The sequence below is a fragment of the Bordetella sp. genome, assembly GCF_057362025.1.
This window is the reverse complement of the sequence record NZ_JBMQQZ010000091.1, coordinates 49,860-67,850: the sequence shown is the minus strand read 5'-3', so window position 1 is coordinate 67,850 and position 17,991 is coordinate 49,860. Positions and strand designations below refer to the sequence as shown.

The window sequence follows — 17,991 nt, the reverse complement described above, 5'->3', positions numbered from 1 at the left end:
AATAAGCAGGGATTTTACCCCTGACGCTGGCGCACGGTTTCGTACAGGCAAACCGCGCTGGCAACGCTGACATTCAGGCTTTCCACCGAACCCAGCATGGGGATATGCACCAATTCGTCGCACGTATCGCGCGTCAACCGGCGCATCCCCTCGCCTTCCGCGCCCATGACCCAGGCCATGGGGCGACGTGCATCCACGCCGTGCATCGGCGTCGCCGCCTGGTCGTCCGTGCCGACCAGCCACACGTCCCGCTCTTTCAGGGTGCGCATGGTGCGAGCCAGGTTCGTGACCATGATGTAGGGCACCGTATCGGCCGCGCCGCAGGCCACGCGCTGCACGGTGGCATTCAGGCCGACGGCGCGGTCGCGGGGCGCGATGACCGCATGCACGCCCGCCGCGTCCGCCGTACGCAGGCAGGCCCCCAGGTTGTGGGGATCGGTCACGCCATCCAGCAGCAACAGGAAAGCCGGTTCCTCGATGACGTCCAGCACGTCGTCGATATCGACCGCCAACTGCGCCGGCTCGGCCAGCGCGACGACCCCTTGATGGCGCGTGCCGCGGGCAAGCCCGTCCAGGCGTTCGCTCGGTACCGGATGCACCTTGCAGCCGGCCCGTCCCGCCTGCTCGATCAGCGAGGCCATGCGTTTGTCGCGCCGCGAGGCCTCGACGTAAATTTCCTTGATGGACGACGGCGCATGGCGCAGGCGCGCCACGACCGCGTGAAACCCTGCGAGAACCTGGGTTGACGCCATAAAACCATACCTCTCTTGTCATACCCGCCCTTTCCGGGCGGGACCGTGCTAGCGGCGCTTGCGCGCGGCGGACTTGGTGGCAGCCTGCGCCTGGCGCACGGCAACGCGATCCGCCTTCTTGGCTTCGGCGCGTCGCACCTTGGCCGTTTGCCCTTTCAGGGCCTTGGGCTTGGTGCCCGCGGCCTTCTTGACGCGCCGAGGCGGCTCGTCCGGCCCTCGTTGCGCGGCCTTGCGCAGTGACTCGAAACTCGTGCCCCTGACCAGCCGGAACTCGATGCGCCGAGCCTCCAGATCGACCCGCGCCACCTGGACCTGCACCTTGTCGGTCAAGCGATAGCGCATGCCCGTCCGTTCGCCGCGCAATTCATGCAGCGCATCGTTGAATTGAAAATACTCGCCGCCCAGTTCGGAAACGTGGACCAGCCCTTCGACATGCAGCGTATCCAGGGTGACAAAGATGCCGAAGCTCGCCACGCCGGTCACCGTGCCGCTGAAGTCCTCGCCCACGCGCTCTTTGACGAACCAGCACTTCAGCCAGGCTTCCACGTCGCGCGACGCATCGTCGGCGCGGCGCTCGCTGGAGGAAAGCAACAGCCCCAGCTTTTCCCAAATGGCATGCTCGTGCTCTTTGTGGGAACGGCCGATCACCACCGGCTCGTCCGCCTGGGAGGGGACATAGCGCTGTCCCTGCAGAAGGGCCTTGATGACCCGATGCGTCAGCAAGTCCGGATAACGCCGGATGGGAGAAGTGAAATGCGTATACGCCGGATACAGCAGACCGAAATGGCCGACGTTCTCCGGGCTGTACATGGCCTGCTGCATCGAGCGCAGGCACATGGTTTGAAGCAGTGGATAGTCCGGACGGCCGCGCACGCTGTCCAGAAAGTCGCCATAGTCCTTGGCCGTCGGGGTGTCCCCACCGCCCAATGTCAGCCCCAACGTGCGCAGGAATTCGCGCAGCGACTGCAAGCGGTCCGGCGTCGGCCCTTCGTGAATGCGGTACAGGCCCGGATGCTTGCTGCGCTCCATGAAGTCGGCCGCGCAGGTGTTGGCTGCCAACATGCATTCTTCGATCAGTTTGTGCGCGTCATTGCGCACCACGCCGACGATCTGTTCGATGCGGCCCAGCTCGTTGCAGACGATCTTGGTTTCCACCGTATCGAAATCGATGGCGCCGCGCTTGCGGCGCGCCTGCGAAAGCAACTGATAAAGCTCGTACAGGTTCCAGACCTGCGGCATCACGCCGGCCATGGCCTGCGCGGCCGGCCCGCCAGCCTGCTGCAGCGCCGCCCAGATGTTCGTATAGGTAGTGCGCGCATGCGAATGCATGACGGCGTTGTAGAACTGATAAGCCGTCACGGTGCCGGCCTTGGCGCCACTCGCGGGTATCACCATGTCGCAGACCAGCACCAGCCGGTCCACGTGCGGGTTGAGTGAACAGAGGCCGTTCGACAGCGTCTCCGGCAGCATGGGAATGACCCGCCGCGGAAAATATACGCTGGTACCGCGTTCGACGGCATCGTCATCCAGCGCGTCGTTGGGGCGCACATAATGGCTGACGTCGGCAATCGCAACGAGCAGGCGCCACGCGGGCCGCTTGCGCTGCCCCGTGCCAAGATCGATAGGCTCGCAATACACCGCATCGTCGAAATCCCGCGCATCCTCGCCATCGATCGTGATGAGCGGTACGTCGCGCAAGTCGACGCGGTCCTTCAGATCGGTTTTGCGCACGGTATCCGGCAAACGCGCTGCCTGCTTGAGCGCCGCCTCGGAAAACTCCACAGGGACATCGAACTTGCGCACGGCAATTTCGATTTCCATGCCGGGGTCGTCGATTTCACCGAGTACTTCGAAGACGCGTCCCAGGGGCTGGGTATGTCGCGTGGGCTGTTCAATGATTTCCACCGAGACGACCTGCCCGTGCTGCGCGCCGTTCGTATCGCTGGGTGGAATCAGGATATCGTGCTTGATACGCTGGTCTTCCGGCACGACGATGGACAAACCGTGCTCGTGCAGGAAACGTCCCACCAATTTATTGGTGCGGCGCTCGATGACTTCGACGATATTGCCTTCGGGCTTGCCACGATATTCGCCGCCCGGTTTGACGAGCACGCGATCGCCATGCAGCACCTTCAGCATTTCGCGGGGCGACAAGAAGATGTCCGGTCCCCCGTCATCGCGGACCAGGAATCCGAAGCCGTCTCGATGGCCCTGCACCCTGCCGGCCACGAAGTCCAGCTTGGTGGCCAACAGCAGTACGCCCTTGCGGTTGGGGAGCAGTTGCCCATCCCGTTCCATGGCGGCCAGGCGGCGTTCGAAACCCACGGAGGTATCCGGGCGAGCCACGCCCATCCGGTCTGCCAGCTCGGCTGGCGACAACGGCGCACCGGCCGATCGCAGTGCGCGAAGAATGGCTTCGCGGCTGGGAACGTCGGGATCGAAATCGGGGGGCGCCTCAGGCACGACCGTGGGTCTGTTCTTGTTAGCGGCGTCGTCGCTCGATCGTTTTGCCAAAGTCGGAATTCCTGTTTATAATGCGCAGCTTCTGTGCTTTCGCGGAAATTGCTGCGCAGGAAGCGCCGCAGGTTCTGAACCGGCGGTTTGCTACAAAGCAAAAGCGGTATTCTAACGAAAATACAGTGCCCAGGTGGCGGAATTGGTAGACGCGCATGGTTCAGGTCCATGTGCCGCAAGGTGTGGAGGTTCGAGTCCTCTCCTGGGCACCAAGAATTCGCAAAACCCCCGATGTGGAAACGCATCGGGGGTTTTGTCTTTATGCCTCGGATTTGGACTTCGGCTTCGAGCAGGATTTGGCTTTGAGCGGGGTTGTCTTCGGGGTTGTCTTCGGGGTTGTCTTCGGGGTTGTCTTCGGGGTTGTCTTCGGGGTTGTCATTTGAGCGGGTTTTATCCGTACGCCCCCGGCCCTACCCCCCCGCCCCGACCAAACCCCTGGCCGTTGAAATCCCGACCTTGCCCCCTGGCTTTGAAAGCGCCGCGCAAAACAAACAGCCACTTGCGGCCCAGCAAAAAAGCCTGCATAATCGCGCCTCTTCGCTGTCGCAGGTTTTAACGGCAACGAAGCGGGCCCAGGTGGCGGAATTGGTAGACGCGCATGGTTCAGGTCCATGTGCCGCAAGGTGTGGAGGTTCGAGTCCTCTCCTGGGCACCACCCGATAGCGATATCCATGGCAGCAGACGCCGTGGATTCATCAAGGCAGAAACCCCGCAAGATACTATCTCGCGGGGTTTTTTATTGGCTTGGCGCCGCCTTACGCCTGCAATACGCGCGCCATGGCAACGTGCTCGATGCCGGCCTCCATGAATTTGTCGCCCTCGACCGCGAAGCCCTGCCCTTCGTAAAAACCACGTGCATGCGTCTGGGCATTGAGCATCAGCTTGCGATGGCCGGCCGCGCGCCCCGCTTCCACGAGTGCCTGCAGCAGGCGCGCGCCCACGCCCAGGCCCCGTGCCCGCCGGTGTACCGCCATGCGTCCGATGTGGCCATCGGGAAGCAGCCTCCCCGTACCCAGCACCTGTCCTTCGGCATCGTAGGCGACCGCATGGACACAAACCGCATCGAGCTCGTCCAGTTCGATTTCCGCCGGCACATTCTGCTCCACGACGAAAACGGCGTGGCGAACCGCGGCAGCGTCATCGCGCAAGCGGGTCCAATCGCCAACGACCACGGTAACGGATGGCTGATTCATGGTGCTATTCCTCCCCGGCTGAACGTCAAACCCCGGATTTTCGCGGCTGCGGACTCGCCAGGCAAATCGCCGTATGCAACACCACGGAAAAATCCCGTGGACAGTTAGAATGGGCTCCCTTTCCGCATCCCTTTTTCCCCATGCATGCCGTCGTCACCGCCGCCCTTCCGGTATTCGTCTTGATTCTGGTGGGATGGCTGGCAGCGCGCCGGCGCCTGCTGGGACCGGCCGCAAGCGACGTCCTTAATCGCTTCGTCGTCTATCTGGCGCTGCCGGCGTTGCTGTTCCGCGCCATGTCGCAGGTGACGTGGGAACAATTGGCACATCCGGGCTATGTACTGTCCTTCATCGGCGGCATCGCGGCGGCCTTCGCGGTGGCCCTAGTCGCGCATCGCGGGAAGTCCACCCCATTGACCGACATCAGCATCGAGGCCCTGAGCAATTCCTACGCTAACGTGGGCTTCATGGGTATCCCGTTGTGCCTGGTGCTGTTCGGCCAGCCGAGCCTCGCTCCGGCGGTCGTGGCGACACTCATGACGGCCTGTGTGCTGTTCGGCGTGTCGATCGCGCTCATCGAAGCCGACCAGCGGCATGGCCAGGATTTCCGCAAGACGGCCGCCAAGGTCGGCGGCGCGTTGCTGCGCAACCCTTTGCTCATATCCCCCATGCTTGGGTTCGCCTGGGCGGCCACCGGCGTGCCCCTGCCGGAATCCATCGACCGCTTCATGGTCCTTCTGGGTAACGCGGCCAGCCCATGCGCGCTAATCGCCATCGGCTTGTTCCTCGCCCAGACGGAAGCCGGCGGTGACGGCGCCGTGGTGGCGCGCGTGGTGGCCGCCAAGCTGCTTGTGCAGCCCGGCATCACCGCCCTGCTCGCTTTCGGGTTGTTCTCCATGCCGCCTGTATGGGCCTGGACCGCGGTACTGCTAAGCGCGCTGCCCATAGGCACCGGCCCTTTCATCCTGGCGCAACTGTACGGGCGCGATGCCCGGATCGCATCGCGCACCATCCTGCTGTCCACCCTTGTCTCGGTAGTGACGATCTCGGTGCTGGTCGCCTGGATAGAACTGCATGGCGTGCGCTGAGGCGCCCCACCACGACTCGACGCCCATCCTTCTTGTCCACCTTCATCGATTGCCCAACCCATGCTAGCCGCTTGCATTTTCATATTCACCCTGGCGCTGGTCATCATCCAGCCACGCGGCCTGGGCGTCGGCTGGAGCGCCGCGGGCGGCGCCCTGCTGGCATTGGCCACCGGTGTCGTCCACATCGGCGACATCGCGGAAGTCTGGCACATCGTGTGGAATGCCACGGCCACTTTCATCGCCATCATTATCACCAGTCTAATCCTGGACGAAGCCGGCTTCTTCAAATGGTGCGCATTGCATGTCGCGCGCTGGGGGCAGGGCCATGGCAAGCGGCTTTTCGTCCTGATCGTGCTGCTGGGCGCCACAGTCACTGCCCTGTTCGCCAACGACGGGGCGGCGCTCATCCTGACGCCTATCGTGATGGAAGTCCTGCTGGCCCTGGGCTTCGGAGCCGCTGCGTCGCTGGCGTTCGTCATGGCGGCCGGCTTCATTGCCGATACCGGCAGCTTGCCGCTCATCGTCTCCAATCTTGTCAACATCGTCTCGGCGGACTTTTTCCAGATCGGATTCGCGCGCTACGCAGCCGTCATGGCACCGGTCAACGTCGCCGCCGTGGCTGCATCGCTGGCCATGCTGATGCTCGTATTCCGGCGCGCCATTCCCGCCCGCTACGACGATGGAGGACTGCCGGAGCCGCGCAGCGCAATACGTGATCCAGCGACCTTTCGTGCCGGCTGGATCGTGCTGGCGCTGCTTCTCGCCGGGTTCTTCATCCTCGAACCCATCGGCGTACCGGTAAGCGCCGTCGCGGCTGCCGGAGCCTTCGGACTGCTTGCCGTGGCCGGGCGGACGCACATCGTCGGCACCCGCCGGATCATGCGCAACGCACCCTGGCACATCGTCGTCTTTTCGCTCGGCATGTACCTCGTGGTGTATGGCCTGCGCAATGCCGGCCTGACCGCGCAACTCAGCGCCTTTCTGTCGTGGTGCGCGCAGGGCGGCGTGTGGGGCGGCGCGTTCGGCATGGGCATTGCCGCGGCTGCATTGTCTTCCGTGATGAATAATCTGCCCGCCGTGCTGGTGGGCGCCCTATCGATAGCCGATGCCTCGGTTACCGGCGCCGCGCGCGAGGCCATGATCTACGCCAACGTAATCGGCAGCGACCTGGGCCCCAAGATCACGCCCATCGGCAGCCTGGCGACACTGCTATGGCTGCATGTACTCGAGCGCAAGGGGATACGCATAGGCTGGGGATACTACTTCCGGATCGGAATCGTGCTGACCCTCCCCGTTTTGCTCGCCACCCTTGCCGCATTGGCGTGGTGGCTGAGCTGAAGCCAAATTACCAAAACGCATATATAAATGCATATTGATTATTTTATGAAATAAAGAACGGAAGCTTACAGTCCGAGGTTTGCGGCCTCCCGAAGGCCGCATCGACCTCCCTCGCCTTCCATGTCTTCGAACGCATCCACTCTCGATTTCCGTCCCTCGGCGCCGACGCTGCGCCTCAATAGCCGCCCCTTCTGGATTGCCCTGCTATTGGTGGCCCTGGGCGCCTGGTACCTGAACGCCACCGTCGGCTGGCGGCAGGCAGGCTTGTGGGTAACGGGTGCCCTGCTGGGCATTACCCTTTACCACGCGTCCTTCGGTTTCACCCAGGCATGGCGCGTGTTCGTGTCCGCCCGCCGCGCCGCCGGCTTGCGCGGCCAGATGCTGATGCTGGCGCTGGGCGTCGTGCTGTTCTTCCCCGTCCTGGCTCAGGGCACGTTGTTCGGCCATCCCGTTGCCGGCCTGGTTTCGCCGGCCGGCGCCTCGGTTCTCCTGGGGGCTTTTCTGTTTGGCGTGGGTATGCAACTGGGGGGAGGCTGCGCTTCCGGCACCCTGTTCGCCGTAGGCGGCGGCAATACGCGCATGTTGGTGACGCTGCTGTTCTTCGTCGTCGGTTCGGTCCTGGGCACCTACACGTTTCCGTGGTGGTCGGCGCTGCCGGCCATCAAGCCCACCTCCTTCGTGCTCGCGTGGGGTCCCCTCCCCGCCATTTTCGCGAACCTCGCGGTATTCGCCCTGATCGCCTGGATCGCGACCCGCATGGAAAGGCGCCGCCACGGCCGCATCGTTTCGTTCGCCTCGCGCACCGATCGCCCCGCAAGCCTGTGGCGGGGCCCGTGGCCGCTGGTGTGGGGCGGGGTCGCCCTGGTCGCTTTGAACTTCGCGACGCTGGCCCTGGCGGGACGGCCGTGGGGCATCACATCCGCCTTCGCCCTTTGGGGCGCGAAAGCTTATGACGCGATGGGGGGGGACGTGGCCGGCTGGGCCTACTGGGTCAGGCAATCCAAGTCGCTGGCCGCGCCGCTGCGCGAAGACGTCACGACGGTCATGGACATCGGCCTGATGCTGGGCGCCCTGGTCGCGGCCTCGGGCGCGGGCAAATTCGCCCCCGTCTGGGAAGTGCCTGCCCGCTCGCTGGCCGGCGCCGTAATCGGTGGCCTGCTGCTCGGCTTCGGCGCGCGCCTGGCCTACGGATGCAACATCGGCGCTTATTTCAGCGGCATCCTTTCGGGCAGCCTGCACGCCTGGCTGTGGCTGCCCGCGGCTTTTGCCGGAAGCGCTCTCGGCGTACACCTGCGCCCCATCTTCGGCTTGCCCGTGGAGAAATCCCCGCCACCCTCCAGTTGCTGAATGCGCCTCGGACGGCGAGGACAACGCGATATCCTGGACCGGAGCGCGGTGAGCCGCATCCCGAAGGCTCGACCTGCATCCGCCCCTCTGGATGCAAGCCAGATGGCTCCCGTTTTGCTTTCCGCCCGGCGTCGTCCGGCGCTTCCTTCCACGCTTTTATTTCAACGCCGCCCGCGCTTTCCTTCGTAGCGGCCGCAGCTTTCTGTTATGGTTTGCCGCGTTCGAGACAGCGGGCTCCAGCCCGCCAAGAAGGAAAGACATATGCCCTGGCTGGCCATCCGGTTTTCAACTTTGGCGCTCGTTCTGGCAGGCACCGTCTGCACGGCAGCGTTAACCGTCCTGTCGTCGCCGGCGTGGCTCTGGGCGGCGATCCCGCTGGCCGCGCTGGCAGTGCTGGGGCTCTATGACCTGGTCCAGCCGCACCACGCCATACGCCGCAACTATCCCATCCTGGGCAACCTGCGCTTCCTGTTCGAAGCCATACGCCCGGAAATCCGCCAGTACTTCCTCGAAGACGATACGAACGCGACGCCCTTCTCACGAGCGCAACGTTCCATCGTTTACCAACGCGCCAAGAAGCAGGTGGACAAGCGTCCGTTCGGCACACAGGAAGAGGTCTACAACGACCGCTATGAATGGATGAATCACTCGCTTGCGCCAACGCATGTCGCCGACAGCGATTTCCGCGTCACCGTCGGCGGACCGGACTGCAAGCAACCTTATTCGATGTCGGCATTGAACGTTTCGGCCATGAGCTTCGGCGCCCTATCGGGCAACGCCATCACGGCCCTTAACGAAGGCGCGCGCATCGGCAATTTCGCCCACGATACCGGTGAAGGCGGCATCAGCCCGTATCACCGCAAGCCGGGAGGCGACCTGGTATGGAATATCGGCTCCGGCTATTTCGGTTGCCGGGACGAGCAGGGCAACTTTTCACCTGAGGCGTTCGTACGCAACGCGCGCACACCGCAGGTAAAGATGATAGAAATCAAGCTGTCGCAGGGTGCCAAACCCGGCCACGGCGGTATCCTGCCCGGCGCCAAGGTCACGCCAGAAATCGCCGCGACACGCGGCGTGGCGCCGTGGAAAGACTGCAATTCGCCTGCGGGCCACAGCGCATTCGATACGCCCATCGGGCTGATGCGCTTTGTCGCCCAATTGCGCGAACTGTCCGAAGGCAAGCCGGTCGGGTTCAAGCTGTGCGTCGGCCATCCTTGGGAATGGTTCGCCATCGTTAAGGCAATGCTGGAAACCGGTATCACGCCCGACTTCATCGTCGTCGACGGAGCCGAAGGCGGAACCGGGGCAGCGCCACTGGAATTCGTCGATCATGTCGGCACCCCGCTGCGGGAGGGCCTGCGCCTGGTCCACAACACGCTTGTCGGGGTCAACCTGCGCGATCGCATTCGCATCGGCGCGTCCGGCAAGATCATCACCGCTTTCGACATGGCCCGCACCATGGCGCTCGGCGCGGACTGGTGCAACGCCGCACGCGGCTTCATGTTCGCGGTCGGCTGTATACAGGCCCAATCGTGCCATACGGATAAATGCCCCACCGGCGTTGCGACCCAGGACCCGGTGCGCCAACGCGCCCTGGTGGTACCCGACAAGGCGCAACGCGTGGCGAACTTCCACGCGAACACGCTACACGCGCTGGCAGAGCTGCTGGGCGCGGCCGGACTGACGCATCCGGGCGCCTTGCGGCCCCACCACATCGCGCGGCGCATCTCGTCATCCGAAGTGCGCCTGCTGTCCGCGGTCTTTCCGGAGTTGGCGCCCGGTGAATTGCTGGAAGGCAAGTTCCGGCATCGCGTGTTCGAAACAGGCTGGACGATGGCGCGCGCCGATTCGTTCCAGCCGGTCCACGACATCACTTCCATCCAGGCGATCGCGGACAGCCCACCCGAGCCCGCCCCAGCCTGAGCAGGCCTGGCGCGGCACACAGCTTGCGAAGCCGTCGTCAGCCGCGTGCCCCTTGCGAGGCGCCACGCGAGAACCCAGCAGGAGGCTGACATGGCAACACGATATAACCCCGACGCAGATCCCATGACGGATGGGCTTCCCGGCCACGGCAATCGCGCCCTGGGCCCGAGCGACTCATCGGACTCGGGCAGCGACCTCGGTCCCGGCACGCCGGATACCGATACCGATGCGAGCGGCACTGGCGATAGAGCGGACGTCGAAGGCGATTCGGACCCCATCGGGACCGACGTCGCGTCCGATCGCATCGTCGATGAGGACCAGGCCGGCCTGGCACACACCCGTCCGGACCCGGCCCGCAACGGCGGCTAAGCCCTACTTGGCCCGACCAAGGGGCTCCGGCTTCGAGCCGGTGTCCCCATTCACCTTGGGAAAATGCCCCGCCGCCGCGTACTCTTCGAGGCGGTTATAGAGCGTTTTCAGGCTGATGCCCAGAATCTCGGCGGCATGCTTCTTGACGCCGCCGCATTGCTCCAACGTGGCAAAAATCAGCCGCCGGTCCGCGTCCGCCAGCGGGACGCCGACCGGCACGGTGATCTGAGAACCGGTCGCGGTTTTCTCCGGCGACATCTGCAGCGGCACGACGCCGGCGCGGATCTCATTATCGTCGGCCAGAATGAAGGCGCGGTGGACGTAGTTCTTGAGCTCGCGCACATTGCCCGGCCAAGTGTGGCTACGCAGGGCTTCCAATGTATCGACCGCGAATTTCTTCTCCGCCCCGCGCTCCTTGTTAAGCATGTCCAGGTAGCGCTGGGCGATAAGGATCACATCGTCCCCACGCTCGCGTAGTGGCGGCAGCTCCACCGGAAAAACGTTGAGCCGGTGATACAGGTCTTCGCGCAGCTTGCCTTCCGCGACCGCCTCTTCCGGATTGCGGTTGGTCGCGGCCACCACCCGCACGTCGCTGGCGATTTCGCGGTTCGTCCCGACCCGCATGAACAGGCCTGTTTCGAGGACCCGCAGCAGCTTGACCTGCAGGTCTATGGGCATTTCCGTGATTTCATCCAGGAACAGGGTGCCGCCCGCCGCCCGCTCGAAGTAACCCTTGTGCTGCCGGTCCGCGCCCGTGAAGCTGCCGCGCTCGTGGCCAAACATTTCGCTTTCGATCAGATTGGGAGAAATGGCCCCGCAATTGACCGGCAGGAATGGGCCCTTGCGGCGCCCGCTCAGTTCGTGGATGGCCTGCGCGGCGAGCTCCTTGCCCGTGCCGCTGTCTCCCATCAGGAATACGGTCGCTTCGGTTGGCGCCACCTTGGCGATCTGCCGGTAGAGACGCTTCATGGGCTCGGAGCGCCCCAGCATTTTGCCGAAGCGGTCTTCGTCCTCGAAGGGACCACCCCACGGCGACAGATCGGCGTTACGCGGCATGCGGCCCAGGACCATCTTCAGGCGCTGGATATTGACCGGCTTGAGCAGGTAATCGATCGCCCCGAGACGCAAGGCGTCCACCGCGCTTTCGACGCTGGCGTGGCCGGTAATGAACACCACATCGACGTTCGGCGAGCTCAACGCCTGGAAGATATCCAGGCCGCTCCCATCCGGCAGCTGCAGATCGGACAAGACCAGGTCCGGCGACTGGCGAAGGATCTGGATCTTCGCCTCGCGCAGATCGCTGGCTTGGGCAACGGTAAACCCTTCGTCCTTGACGATCTCGGCCAGCGCGGTTCGCACCGGAGATTCGTCATCGACGATCAAAACATGTGGCATTCGCAGTTCCGTGTGTTCGCGGTTCTTTCTGGGGTTTAGAAAACGCTGGGCGCGCGGCGCCCCTCTCGGCTTTATTCTAGCCTCCGCCGGGAGCGACCCGCATCGCGTTTAAGACGGAGACCGTTGCATAATGCGGGCCATTCAAGGCAGCGAAGCTTATCGTGCCACGTTTTCGGCAAACGTAATCAATTCGTACAGTTAGCTAAGATTTTCATCTACTTTCAAGTGCTTGCAACGACGCGTATTCTGGAAAAGTAGGATCACGAGATATGCAGCCCAACAATATTGCGAACGCCGATTCCAGGCGCCCTACCGCCAAAAGAGCAAGCCCGAAAATGGGAATACCCAACGCCACGGGGGCGTCCCGCGCCAACGGCCGCCTCGATCCGACCGCGTTTCCGAAGCCGTCCTCTATGGGGAAGTGCGAAGCCATGCGCCGATTGGCTGAGCAGATAGACAAAGTGGCCGGCACCGACGCCAGCGTGCTGATCGTGGGCGAGAGCGGTACAGGCAAGGAGCTCGTGGCCCGGGCCATCCACGGCGGCAGCGAGCGCGCCGACCAGCCTTTCGTCCCCGTCAATTGCGGCGCGATCCCCGCGACCTTGATCGAAGCCGAGCTGTTCGGCCACGAAAAAGGCAGCTTCACCGGCGCCATCGCCCAGAACATCGGCTACTTCGAGCATGCCAGCGGCGGCACCCTGTTCCTGGACGAAGTCACGGAGATGCCGCTGGACATGCAGGTACAACTGCTGCGCGTCCTGGAAACCGGCACTTTTCATCGCGTCGGCGGACTCCACCCGGTTCGGGTAAACGTCCGCATCGTGGCCGCCACCAACCGGGACCCATACACGGCCGTCAACGAGGGCCGCTTCCGCGAGGACCTGCTCTACCGGCTGGCCGTGGTGCCGCTGCGCGTGCCGCCCCTGCGGGAAAGGCTGGAAGACGTGCCTTACCTGGCACAGCGTTTCCTGGACAGCTTCAACGCGGCCGAGGGAACCAACAAAGTCTTCTCCAAGCGTGCATCCGACGCCCTGCTGGCATACGACTGGCCGGGAAACGTCAGGGAATTGAAGAATACTATCCATCGCGCCTACATTCTGGCCGATAACGTGGTCGAGATCGCCGCGCCGGCGCTGTCACGGCGACAGTCCAAGGCGCAGGTTGCCCATGGCACGTTGAAGATGTCCGTGGGAACCTCGCTGCTGCAGGCACAAAGGGAATTGATCCTGGCGACACTGGCTCATCACCAGGGCGACAAGCGCCTGACCGCCCGCACGCTGGGTATCAGCCTTAAGACGCTGTACAACCGGCTTGGCACCTACGACGGATCCGCGACCTCGCACTCCGGGTAATCCCGGACTCGCGGCAAAGTCACGACCAATACGGGGGCTGCCCATAGTACTCGTGGACCCCCGCAGCCCAGGCGGGGTCAGCCATGCGCGGCCAATTGTCCTTGTCGAAGCCGGCGGCGTTGCGCAGACGCTCCAGGTCGATATCCAGCAGAAAGCATTTGCGGTCGGTGTCCAGCGTCAACGCGCTCCACGGCACCGCGAACAGCTTGTCGCCGATCCCCATGACACCGCCTCGTGCCAGCACGGCATAAGCGATGCGGCCGCTGCCGACGTCGATCATGATGTCCTGCAAAACGCCCAACTTTTCGCCGGACAGGTTCAGGACGTCGTTCCCCTCCAGCGTGGCCGCCGCCATGACTTCCGGCCCGGGGCCGGCGCCGGATTTCTTTGCCGACCCGACGATCCGCGTCTCGGCCGGCGAGCCGGCGGCGGCAATGTGCCCGGGTTCGACGGTATCTCGGCCATGCTCCATATCGACCTCCTGGGAATGACGCCGCCGCCGCGATCCTGGAGGCGTCTGGCAGTTATTACATGAGCTGGTAAATCCGTCCGGCAAAGTCGGGGGCTTGGCGGCATCCAGCGATCCACCTATCCCTACGCCAGCATGCGGCGTGCCTTGAAAAGCCAATAAATACGCGGGCTTGCCAGGGGTCCGTCAGGTCGCACGGGGTCGACTGAAAATTGGCATGCACCTTGCTTATGTTTGTCTTGAATGGGATGGGCGTTTTCATCCCTGCAGTCAGACGGAGACAGCAATTGGCACATCAAGCCACGTACGAACTCAGGGCGCGTCAGCAGACCAGCCTGACGCCGCGGCTCCAGCAGTCGGTAAAACTGCTGCAGATGTCCGCGCTGGAATTTACCCGCGAAATCGAGCAAGCACTTGCGACAAACCCGTTCCTCGAGGAAGGCGAGGACGATAACGCACCGGCCGACTCCGGCGTGGCGAGCACGCCGGCCACGGATACGGCGCTCCACGAAAATTTGGCCGGCGCGTCCGATATGCAGAATCCCGCTCTGACGGAAGCTCCGCCGGAAGTCGTGGTCGAGCTACCCGAGCTGCCGGACATTCAATCGGAGTATTCCGGCGATTACCCCGCGGCCCGCGCTTCGGGCGATGGCGACAGCGACGTCGGCCAGTGGGCCCGCAGCACCGAAGACCTGCGCGACCGGCTATGCAGCGAACTGTGCAGCTACCGACTGGCGCCACGCGATCGCCTGATGGCCGAGTACATCATCGAGGGGCTGGACGAAGAAGGCTATCTGCGAACCGACCTGACCGAACTCGCCGGGGACGGGGTATTCGATCCCCCACCCGAGCCCGAGGAATGGGAGGTCGCCCTTAAGTTGGTTCAGCAGCTCGACACGCCCGGCCTGGGGGCACGCAACCTCGCGGAATGCCTGAAGCTGCAACTCGTCGCGATGGACGAGACAACGCCCGCGCGCGATCTGGCAATCCACATCGTCGAACACGAACTGGAACGCCTGGGCAAGCACGATTTTTCCGGCCTGGTCCGCGCGTGCCAATGCAGCGACGACGCGATGCGCGAAGCGTGCTCGCTGATACGACGCCTGGACCCTCGCCCCGGACTGCGTTATTCACAAGCCGATTCCAGCTATGTGGTGCCCGATGTCGTCGTACAGAAGTTCAACAACCAATGGATCGTCACACCCAACCGTGCGGCGATGCCCCGCGCACGCCTGCATCGGGCCTACGCCGATCTGTTCCGCAATGCACGCTATAGCGACCGTTCGCCGATGGCACAAGAGCTGCAGGAAGCACGCTGGCTGATCCGCAACGTCGAACAACGCTACAGCACCATACAGCGCGTGGCGGAAGCGATCGTTCTGCGCCAGCAAACGTTCTTCGAGTACGGAGAGATCGCCCTGCGTCCGTTGATGCTGCGCGAGATCGCCGATGAATTGGAAATCCACGAGTCCACCGTATCCCGCGCGACGAGCAATAAATACATGGCCACGCCACGCGGCATTTTCGAATTCAAGCACTTCTTCTCCCGCGAACTTTATACGGACACGGGGGGAAGCTGCTCGGCCGCCGCCGTGCGGGCGTTGATCAAGGAAATGATTGACGGCGAAGATGCATCCACGCCCCTATCCGATGTCGACCTTGCGCAACTGCTCGGCCAGCAAGGCGTGGTGGTGGCGCGTCGCACCGTATCGAAGTACCGTGGACAGCTGAAGTACCCGCCCGCCGACATGCGCCGGCAGTACTGACCGCGAAGGCATATCGAAAAGGGGCGCCGCGGCGCCCCTTCGTCATTCCGCGCGGCGAAGGTCCTTACCGCTTGCCCGTATCCGTATAAGGCGCGCCGCCGCCCTTCGTTGGCGAGACGTTGGTGTTCTTCATATCCGAGGGCATGCGCGGTTCCTTTTCCTTTCGCAGGTCGCTGCCGGAACTATCCCGCGTAACCGGCGCGGTGCCGGCAGGATGGCTCGCATACGGCGCGGGCGCAGGCGTGCCCGGCGGTACCTTGTCATTCCTTGGCGGCGTGGCGGTAGAGTCGTTCGGCGTGGTGGAAGGCGTGGTAGGTGCATTCTGCTGCGCCAACGCGGCACCGGACCCGCAAGCCGCGGCGAGAATCAACATGGAGGTGAGACGACTGAACTTCATTCCGATCTCCTTTCGTGTGACGAGTTGGGACTACGCACACAGCAAGGGCTATGCCTATCGACGCATGGTTGGGGAATATTGCGCTCGGGTACGCAGCTTGCTCGAAGAACCAGCCCGTCGAGGGCCAGGTCAATCGGCCTGTAGACGACAACGAGGAGTAGCGTCATGAGCATCATCAAACTTTCTCTGAGTGCCATCGCATTGAGTATCCCGGCGGTGACTTTCACCGCGCATGCTCAGACCCAGGCGCCGATGACCAACAAGGAAATCGATGCGCAGTATCGCGCCGACCAGAAGAAATGCGATGGCATGAAGGGCGACGAAAAAGACGTTTGCCAAAAAGAAGCCAAGGCCACGCGCGATAGCGCCAAGGCCGACGCGAAGCAAGCCAAGGAACAGGCCGAAGCGCGACACGATGCAACCAAGGAAAAGCGCGAAGCGGCATATGACGTCGCGAAGGCGAAATGCGACACCCTGTCCGGCAACGCCAAGGATGCCTGCATGGCCGATGCCAAAACGCGCTACGGAAAGTAGCCCCTCTGATTGCGAACCGGCCGGCACGCGCCGGCTGTTCCCGGTCCCGGGAGACGGGCCGTATCAGAGCCAGCGCTCGAACATCCGACCAAAGGACTCCATGAGTCTTTCCTTGATGCCCCGGTCCGACCAGTATTGGGCATCGATTCGCTGGCCCCGAGCTACATCCTCGTCAAACAAGGTTTCCATTTGCCGGGCGAAGCGCGGTCCGATCACGACGGCGTTCAACTCATAGTTCAGCGCGAAACTACGCCAGTCCATATTGCTCGAGCCTACGGTGGACCATACTCCGTCGATCACCGCGGTCTTCGCGTGCAGAAACGCGTCGCGACGCTCGTAGATCTTCACACCTGCTTCCAGCAACTCCGAGTAATGCGAGCGGCCGGCATGGAACACGAGAGAAGAATCGCTGAAGCCCGGCAGCACCAGCACCACGTCCACATTGCGCCTGGCCGCGTCCGCCAAGGCCTGGACGAAGGCAGGATCCGGCACGAAGTACGCCATGGTGATGTGTATCGATCGCTGCGCGCTTTGTATGGCCGACATGAAAGTCAGATACAGCGTATAGCCGTCGCGGTCTCCCGGGCGATTGGCGACGATGCGCACGAAAAGATCTCCCATCCCCTGATTTACCGGATAGAACTCTCTTGGGTCCAATGGCGGACCGTGCTGGGCCTGCCAGCCTTCCTGCATCACCCGTTCAATCTCGGCCACGGCCGGACCCTGCACCCGGATCTGCGTGTCGCGCCATGGAGCCTCCTTGGGATCCGGGGGCTGGGCCGAATCCGACGAGCTGCCGCGCAGGATCGATGCCGATGACCCACCCGATGCGGATGACTCATATACAGAACTGATATTGATTCCGCCGAGAAAGCCCGTCTTGCCATCGACAACCAACAGTTTCCGATGATCGCGGTTATTCGGAGACCATCCCGCGCGTGCCTCGGCAGGGTTCACCGGATTGAACACCACTACCTGTATCCCCTCCTCGCGCAGACGGTCGAAGAAAGCCTTCGGCGTATGCAAGGTCCCCACGCCATCGACCATGAGCGCGACAGGGACGCCCTGTTTTCTCTTCGCGATCAGTGCGTCCGCAAACTTCTGTCCCGCGTCGTCGTCGTCGAAAATATAGCTTTCCATATGCACATACTGGCGAGCGCCCCGGATGGCCTCCAGCATGGCGTGGTAGGTCGTGGGGCCGTCGGAGAACAGATCGACACGATTGCCGGCCTCCAGAGGCGCTCCGCTGATGGCCTCTTCGACTTGCAGGTGACGCAATAGGAAACCCGCGGTGGCGGAGTCCATGTCGTCGGCGCTGAAGCGTGGGCCGGACGCCGGCTGACCGGGCGTATCGAGCTTCTTGACAATATCCTGGCTGCGTTGATAACTCAGCCAGCCGGAATCGGTTGCGATGCGTATCTGGCTGCGCGGCAATGTGCCATCCGTAGCGTCGGGCACGGTGGCACAGGCCGCGAGCAGGCAGGCAAATGCCGCGAGCCAACAGGCCCGCCATAAGCGTTTCATTGTTTCTTCTTGGCTGGAGGAAGGGGCGGCCGC

At 63.3% G+C, this 17,991-nt stretch carries 15 protein-coding genes and 2 tRNA genes; 10 read left to right on the top strand and 7 right to left on the bottom strand.

All coding sequences use genetic code 11. The annotated features are described in order from the left end of the window. Positions 1 to 14: 14 nt before the first annotated feature. Both rlmB and rnr read right to left on the bottom strand, forming a co-directional pair. Positions 15 to 752: a 23S rRNA (guanosine(2251)-2'-O)-methyltransferase RlmB gene (rlmB, locus tag ACO1P8_RS20105; protein WP_486297643.1), complete on the bottom strand. Its 738-nt coding sequence runs from the start codon at positions 750 to 752 to the stop codon at positions 15 to 17. A 48-nt stretch (positions 753 to 800) separates the two neighbouring features. Further along, complete coding sequence (gene rnr, locus ACO1P8_RS20100; protein ID WP_486297642.1) at positions 801 to 3,215, bottom strand: ribonuclease R; 2,415 nt, start codon at positions 3,213 to 3,215, stop codon at positions 801 to 803. Between the two features lie 178 nt (positions 3,216 to 3,393). On the opposite strand from rnr, the gene ACO1P8_RS20095 reads away from it, so the two are divergent. Continuing rightward, positions 3,394 to 3,478: transfer RNA gene (locus tag ACO1P8_RS20095), tRNA-Leu, on the top strand. 358 nt (positions 3,479 to 3,836) lie between these two features. After that, positions 3,837 to 3,921, top strand: a tRNA-Leu gene (locus ACO1P8_RS20090). A 100-nt stretch (positions 3,922 to 4,021) separates the two neighbouring features. On the opposite strand, the gene ACO1P8_RS20085 is transcribed toward ACO1P8_RS20090, so the two are convergent. Next, on the bottom strand, positions 4,022 to 4,459 hold the full coding sequence (locus ACO1P8_RS20085) for a GNAT family N-acetyltransferase (RefSeq protein WP_486297641.1): 438 nt from the start codon (positions 4,457 to 4,459) through the stop codon (positions 4,022 to 4,024). Positions 4,460 to 4,599: 140 nt separating this feature from the next. Here ACO1P8_RS20085 and ACO1P8_RS20080 point away from each other — a divergent pair, with 140 nt between their 5' ends. From ACO1P8_RS20080 to ACO1P8_RS20060, 5 genes are all read left to right on the top strand, one after another. Further along, entirely contained in the window at positions 4,600 to 5,544 is a 945-nt protein-coding gene (locus tag ACO1P8_RS20080; protein ID WP_486297640.1) for an AEC family transporter, read from the top strand. Positions 5,545 to 5,604: 60 nt separating this feature from the next. Then, positions 5,605 to 6,882: an arsenic transporter gene (locus tag ACO1P8_RS20075; protein ID WP_486297639.1), complete on the top strand. Its 1,278-nt coding sequence runs from the start codon at positions 5,605 to 5,607 to the stop codon at positions 6,880 to 6,882. Between the two features lie 120 nt (positions 6,883 to 7,002). Continuing rightward, on the top strand, positions 7,003 to 8,229 hold the full coding sequence (locus ACO1P8_RS20070; protein ID WP_486297638.1) for a YeeE/YedE family protein: 1,227 nt from the start codon (positions 7,003 to 7,005) through the stop codon (positions 8,227 to 8,229). A 261-nt stretch (positions 8,230 to 8,490) separates the two neighbouring features. Then, complete coding sequence (locus ACO1P8_RS20065) at positions 8,491 to 10,152, top strand: FMN-binding glutamate synthase family protein (RefSeq protein WP_486297637.1); 1,662 nt, start codon at positions 8,491 to 8,493, stop codon at positions 10,150 to 10,152. Between the two features lie 90 nt (positions 10,153 to 10,242). Continuing rightward, positions 10,243 to 10,521 (top strand): MatE family transporter, encoded by a 279-nt coding sequence (locus tag ACO1P8_RS20060; protein ID WP_486297636.1) that lies wholly within the window; start codon positions 10,243 to 10,245, stop codon positions 10,519 to 10,521. Positions 10,522 to 10,524: 3 nt separating this feature from the next. On the opposite strand, the gene ACO1P8_RS20055 is transcribed toward ACO1P8_RS20060, so the two are convergent. Further along, positions 10,525 to 11,916 carry a sigma-54-dependent transcriptional regulator gene (locus tag ACO1P8_RS20055; protein WP_094842721.1) on the bottom strand — a complete coding sequence of 464 codons (1,392 nt, stop codon included), beginning with the start codon at positions 11,914 to 11,916 and terminating at the stop codon, positions 10,525 to 10,527. A 335-nt stretch (positions 11,917 to 12,251) separates the two neighbouring features. Here ACO1P8_RS20055 and ACO1P8_RS20050 point away from each other — a divergent pair, with 335 nt between their 5' ends. Continuing rightward, complete coding sequence (locus ACO1P8_RS20050; protein ID WP_486297635.1) at positions 12,252 to 13,268, top strand: sigma-54 interaction domain-containing protein; 1,017 nt, start codon at positions 12,252 to 12,254, stop codon at positions 13,266 to 13,268. Between the two features lie 19 nt (positions 13,269 to 13,287). On the opposite strand, the gene ACO1P8_RS20045 is transcribed toward ACO1P8_RS20050, so the two are convergent. After that, positions 13,288 to 13,740, bottom strand: coding sequence for a PRC-barrel domain-containing protein (locus tag ACO1P8_RS20045; protein WP_486297634.1), 453 nt, complete (start codon positions 13,738 to 13,740; stop codon positions 13,288 to 13,290). Positions 13,741 to 14,024: 284 nt separating this feature from the next. Between ACO1P8_RS20045 and ACO1P8_RS20040 the strand changes: the two genes are divergently transcribed. Next, positions 14,025 to 15,503 (top strand): RNA polymerase factor sigma-54, encoded by a 1,479-nt coding sequence (locus ACO1P8_RS20040; RefSeq protein ID WP_486297633.1) that lies wholly within the window; start codon positions 14,025 to 14,027, stop codon positions 15,501 to 15,503. Between the two features lie 64 nt (positions 15,504 to 15,567). Here the strand turns inward: ACO1P8_RS20040 and ACO1P8_RS20035 are convergent, their stop codons facing one another. Beyond that, complete coding sequence (locus tag ACO1P8_RS20035; protein ID WP_486297632.1) at positions 15,568 to 15,900, bottom strand: hypothetical protein; 333 nt, start codon at positions 15,898 to 15,900, stop codon at positions 15,568 to 15,570. A gap of 165 nt (positions 15,901 to 16,065) precedes the next feature. Here ACO1P8_RS20035 and ACO1P8_RS20030 point away from each other — a divergent pair, with 165 nt between their 5' ends. Further along, on the top strand, positions 16,066 to 16,434 hold the full coding sequence (locus ACO1P8_RS20030; RefSeq protein WP_486297631.1) for a hypothetical protein: 369 nt from the start codon (positions 16,066 to 16,068) through the stop codon (positions 16,432 to 16,434). A gap of 63 nt (positions 16,435 to 16,497) precedes the next feature. Here the strand turns inward: ACO1P8_RS20030 and ACO1P8_RS20025 are convergent, their stop codons facing one another. After that, positions 16,498 to 17,958 carry a phospholipase D-like domain-containing protein gene (locus ACO1P8_RS20025; RefSeq protein ID WP_486297630.1) on the bottom strand — a complete coding sequence of 487 codons (1,461 nt, stop codon included), beginning with the start codon at positions 17,956 to 17,958 and terminating at the stop codon, positions 16,498 to 16,500. Positions 17,959 to 17,991 lie beyond the last annotated feature (33 nt).

Coding starts and splice junctions, on each gene's coding strand:
- rlmB (WP_486297643.1), bottom strand. CDS start 752: ATGGCGTCAACCCAGGTTCTCGCAGGGTTTCACGCGGTCGTGGCGCGC.
- ACO1P8_RS20085 (WP_486297641.1), bottom strand. CDS start 4,459: ATGAATCAGCCATCCGTTACCGTGGTCGTTGGCGATTGGACCCGCTTG.
- ACO1P8_RS20080 (WP_486297640.1), top strand. CDS start 4,600: ATGCATGCCGTCGTCACCGCCGCCCTTCCGGTATTCGTCTTGATTCTG.
- ACO1P8_RS20075 (WP_486297639.1), top strand. CDS start 5,605: ATGCTAGCCGCTTGCATTTTCATATTCACCCTGGCGCTGGTCATCATC.
- ACO1P8_RS20070 (WP_486297638.1), top strand. CDS start 7,003: ATGTCTTCGAACGCATCCACTCTCGATTTCCGTCCCTCGGCGCCGACG.
- ACO1P8_RS20065 (WP_486297637.1), top strand. CDS start 8,491: ATGCCCTGGCTGGCCATCCGGTTTTCAACTTTGGCGCTCGTTCTGGCA.
- ACO1P8_RS20060 (WP_486297636.1), top strand. CDS start 10,243: ATGGCAACACGATATAACCCCGACGCAGATCCCATGACGGATGGGCTT.
- ACO1P8_RS20055 (WP_094842721.1), bottom strand. CDS start 11,916: ATGCCACATGTTTTGATCGTCGATGACGAATCTCCGGTGCGAACCGCG.
- ACO1P8_RS20050 (WP_486297635.1), top strand. CDS start 12,252: ATGGGAATACCCAACGCCACGGGGGCGTCCCGCGCCAACGGCCGCCTC.
- ACO1P8_RS20045 (WP_486297634.1), bottom strand. CDS start 13,740: ATGGAGCATGGCCGAGATACCGTCGAACCCGGGCACATTGCCGCCGCC.
- ACO1P8_RS20035 (WP_486297632.1), bottom strand. CDS start 15,900: ATGAAGTTCAGTCGTCTCACCTCCATGTTGATTCTCGCCGCGGCTTGC.
- ACO1P8_RS20030 (WP_486297631.1), top strand. CDS start 16,066: ATGAGCATCATCAAACTTTCTCTGAGTGCCATCGCATTGAGTATCCCG.
- ACO1P8_RS20025 (WP_486297630.1), bottom strand. CDS start 17,958: ATGAAACGCTTATGGCGGGCCTGTTGGCTCGCGGCATTTGCCTGCCTG.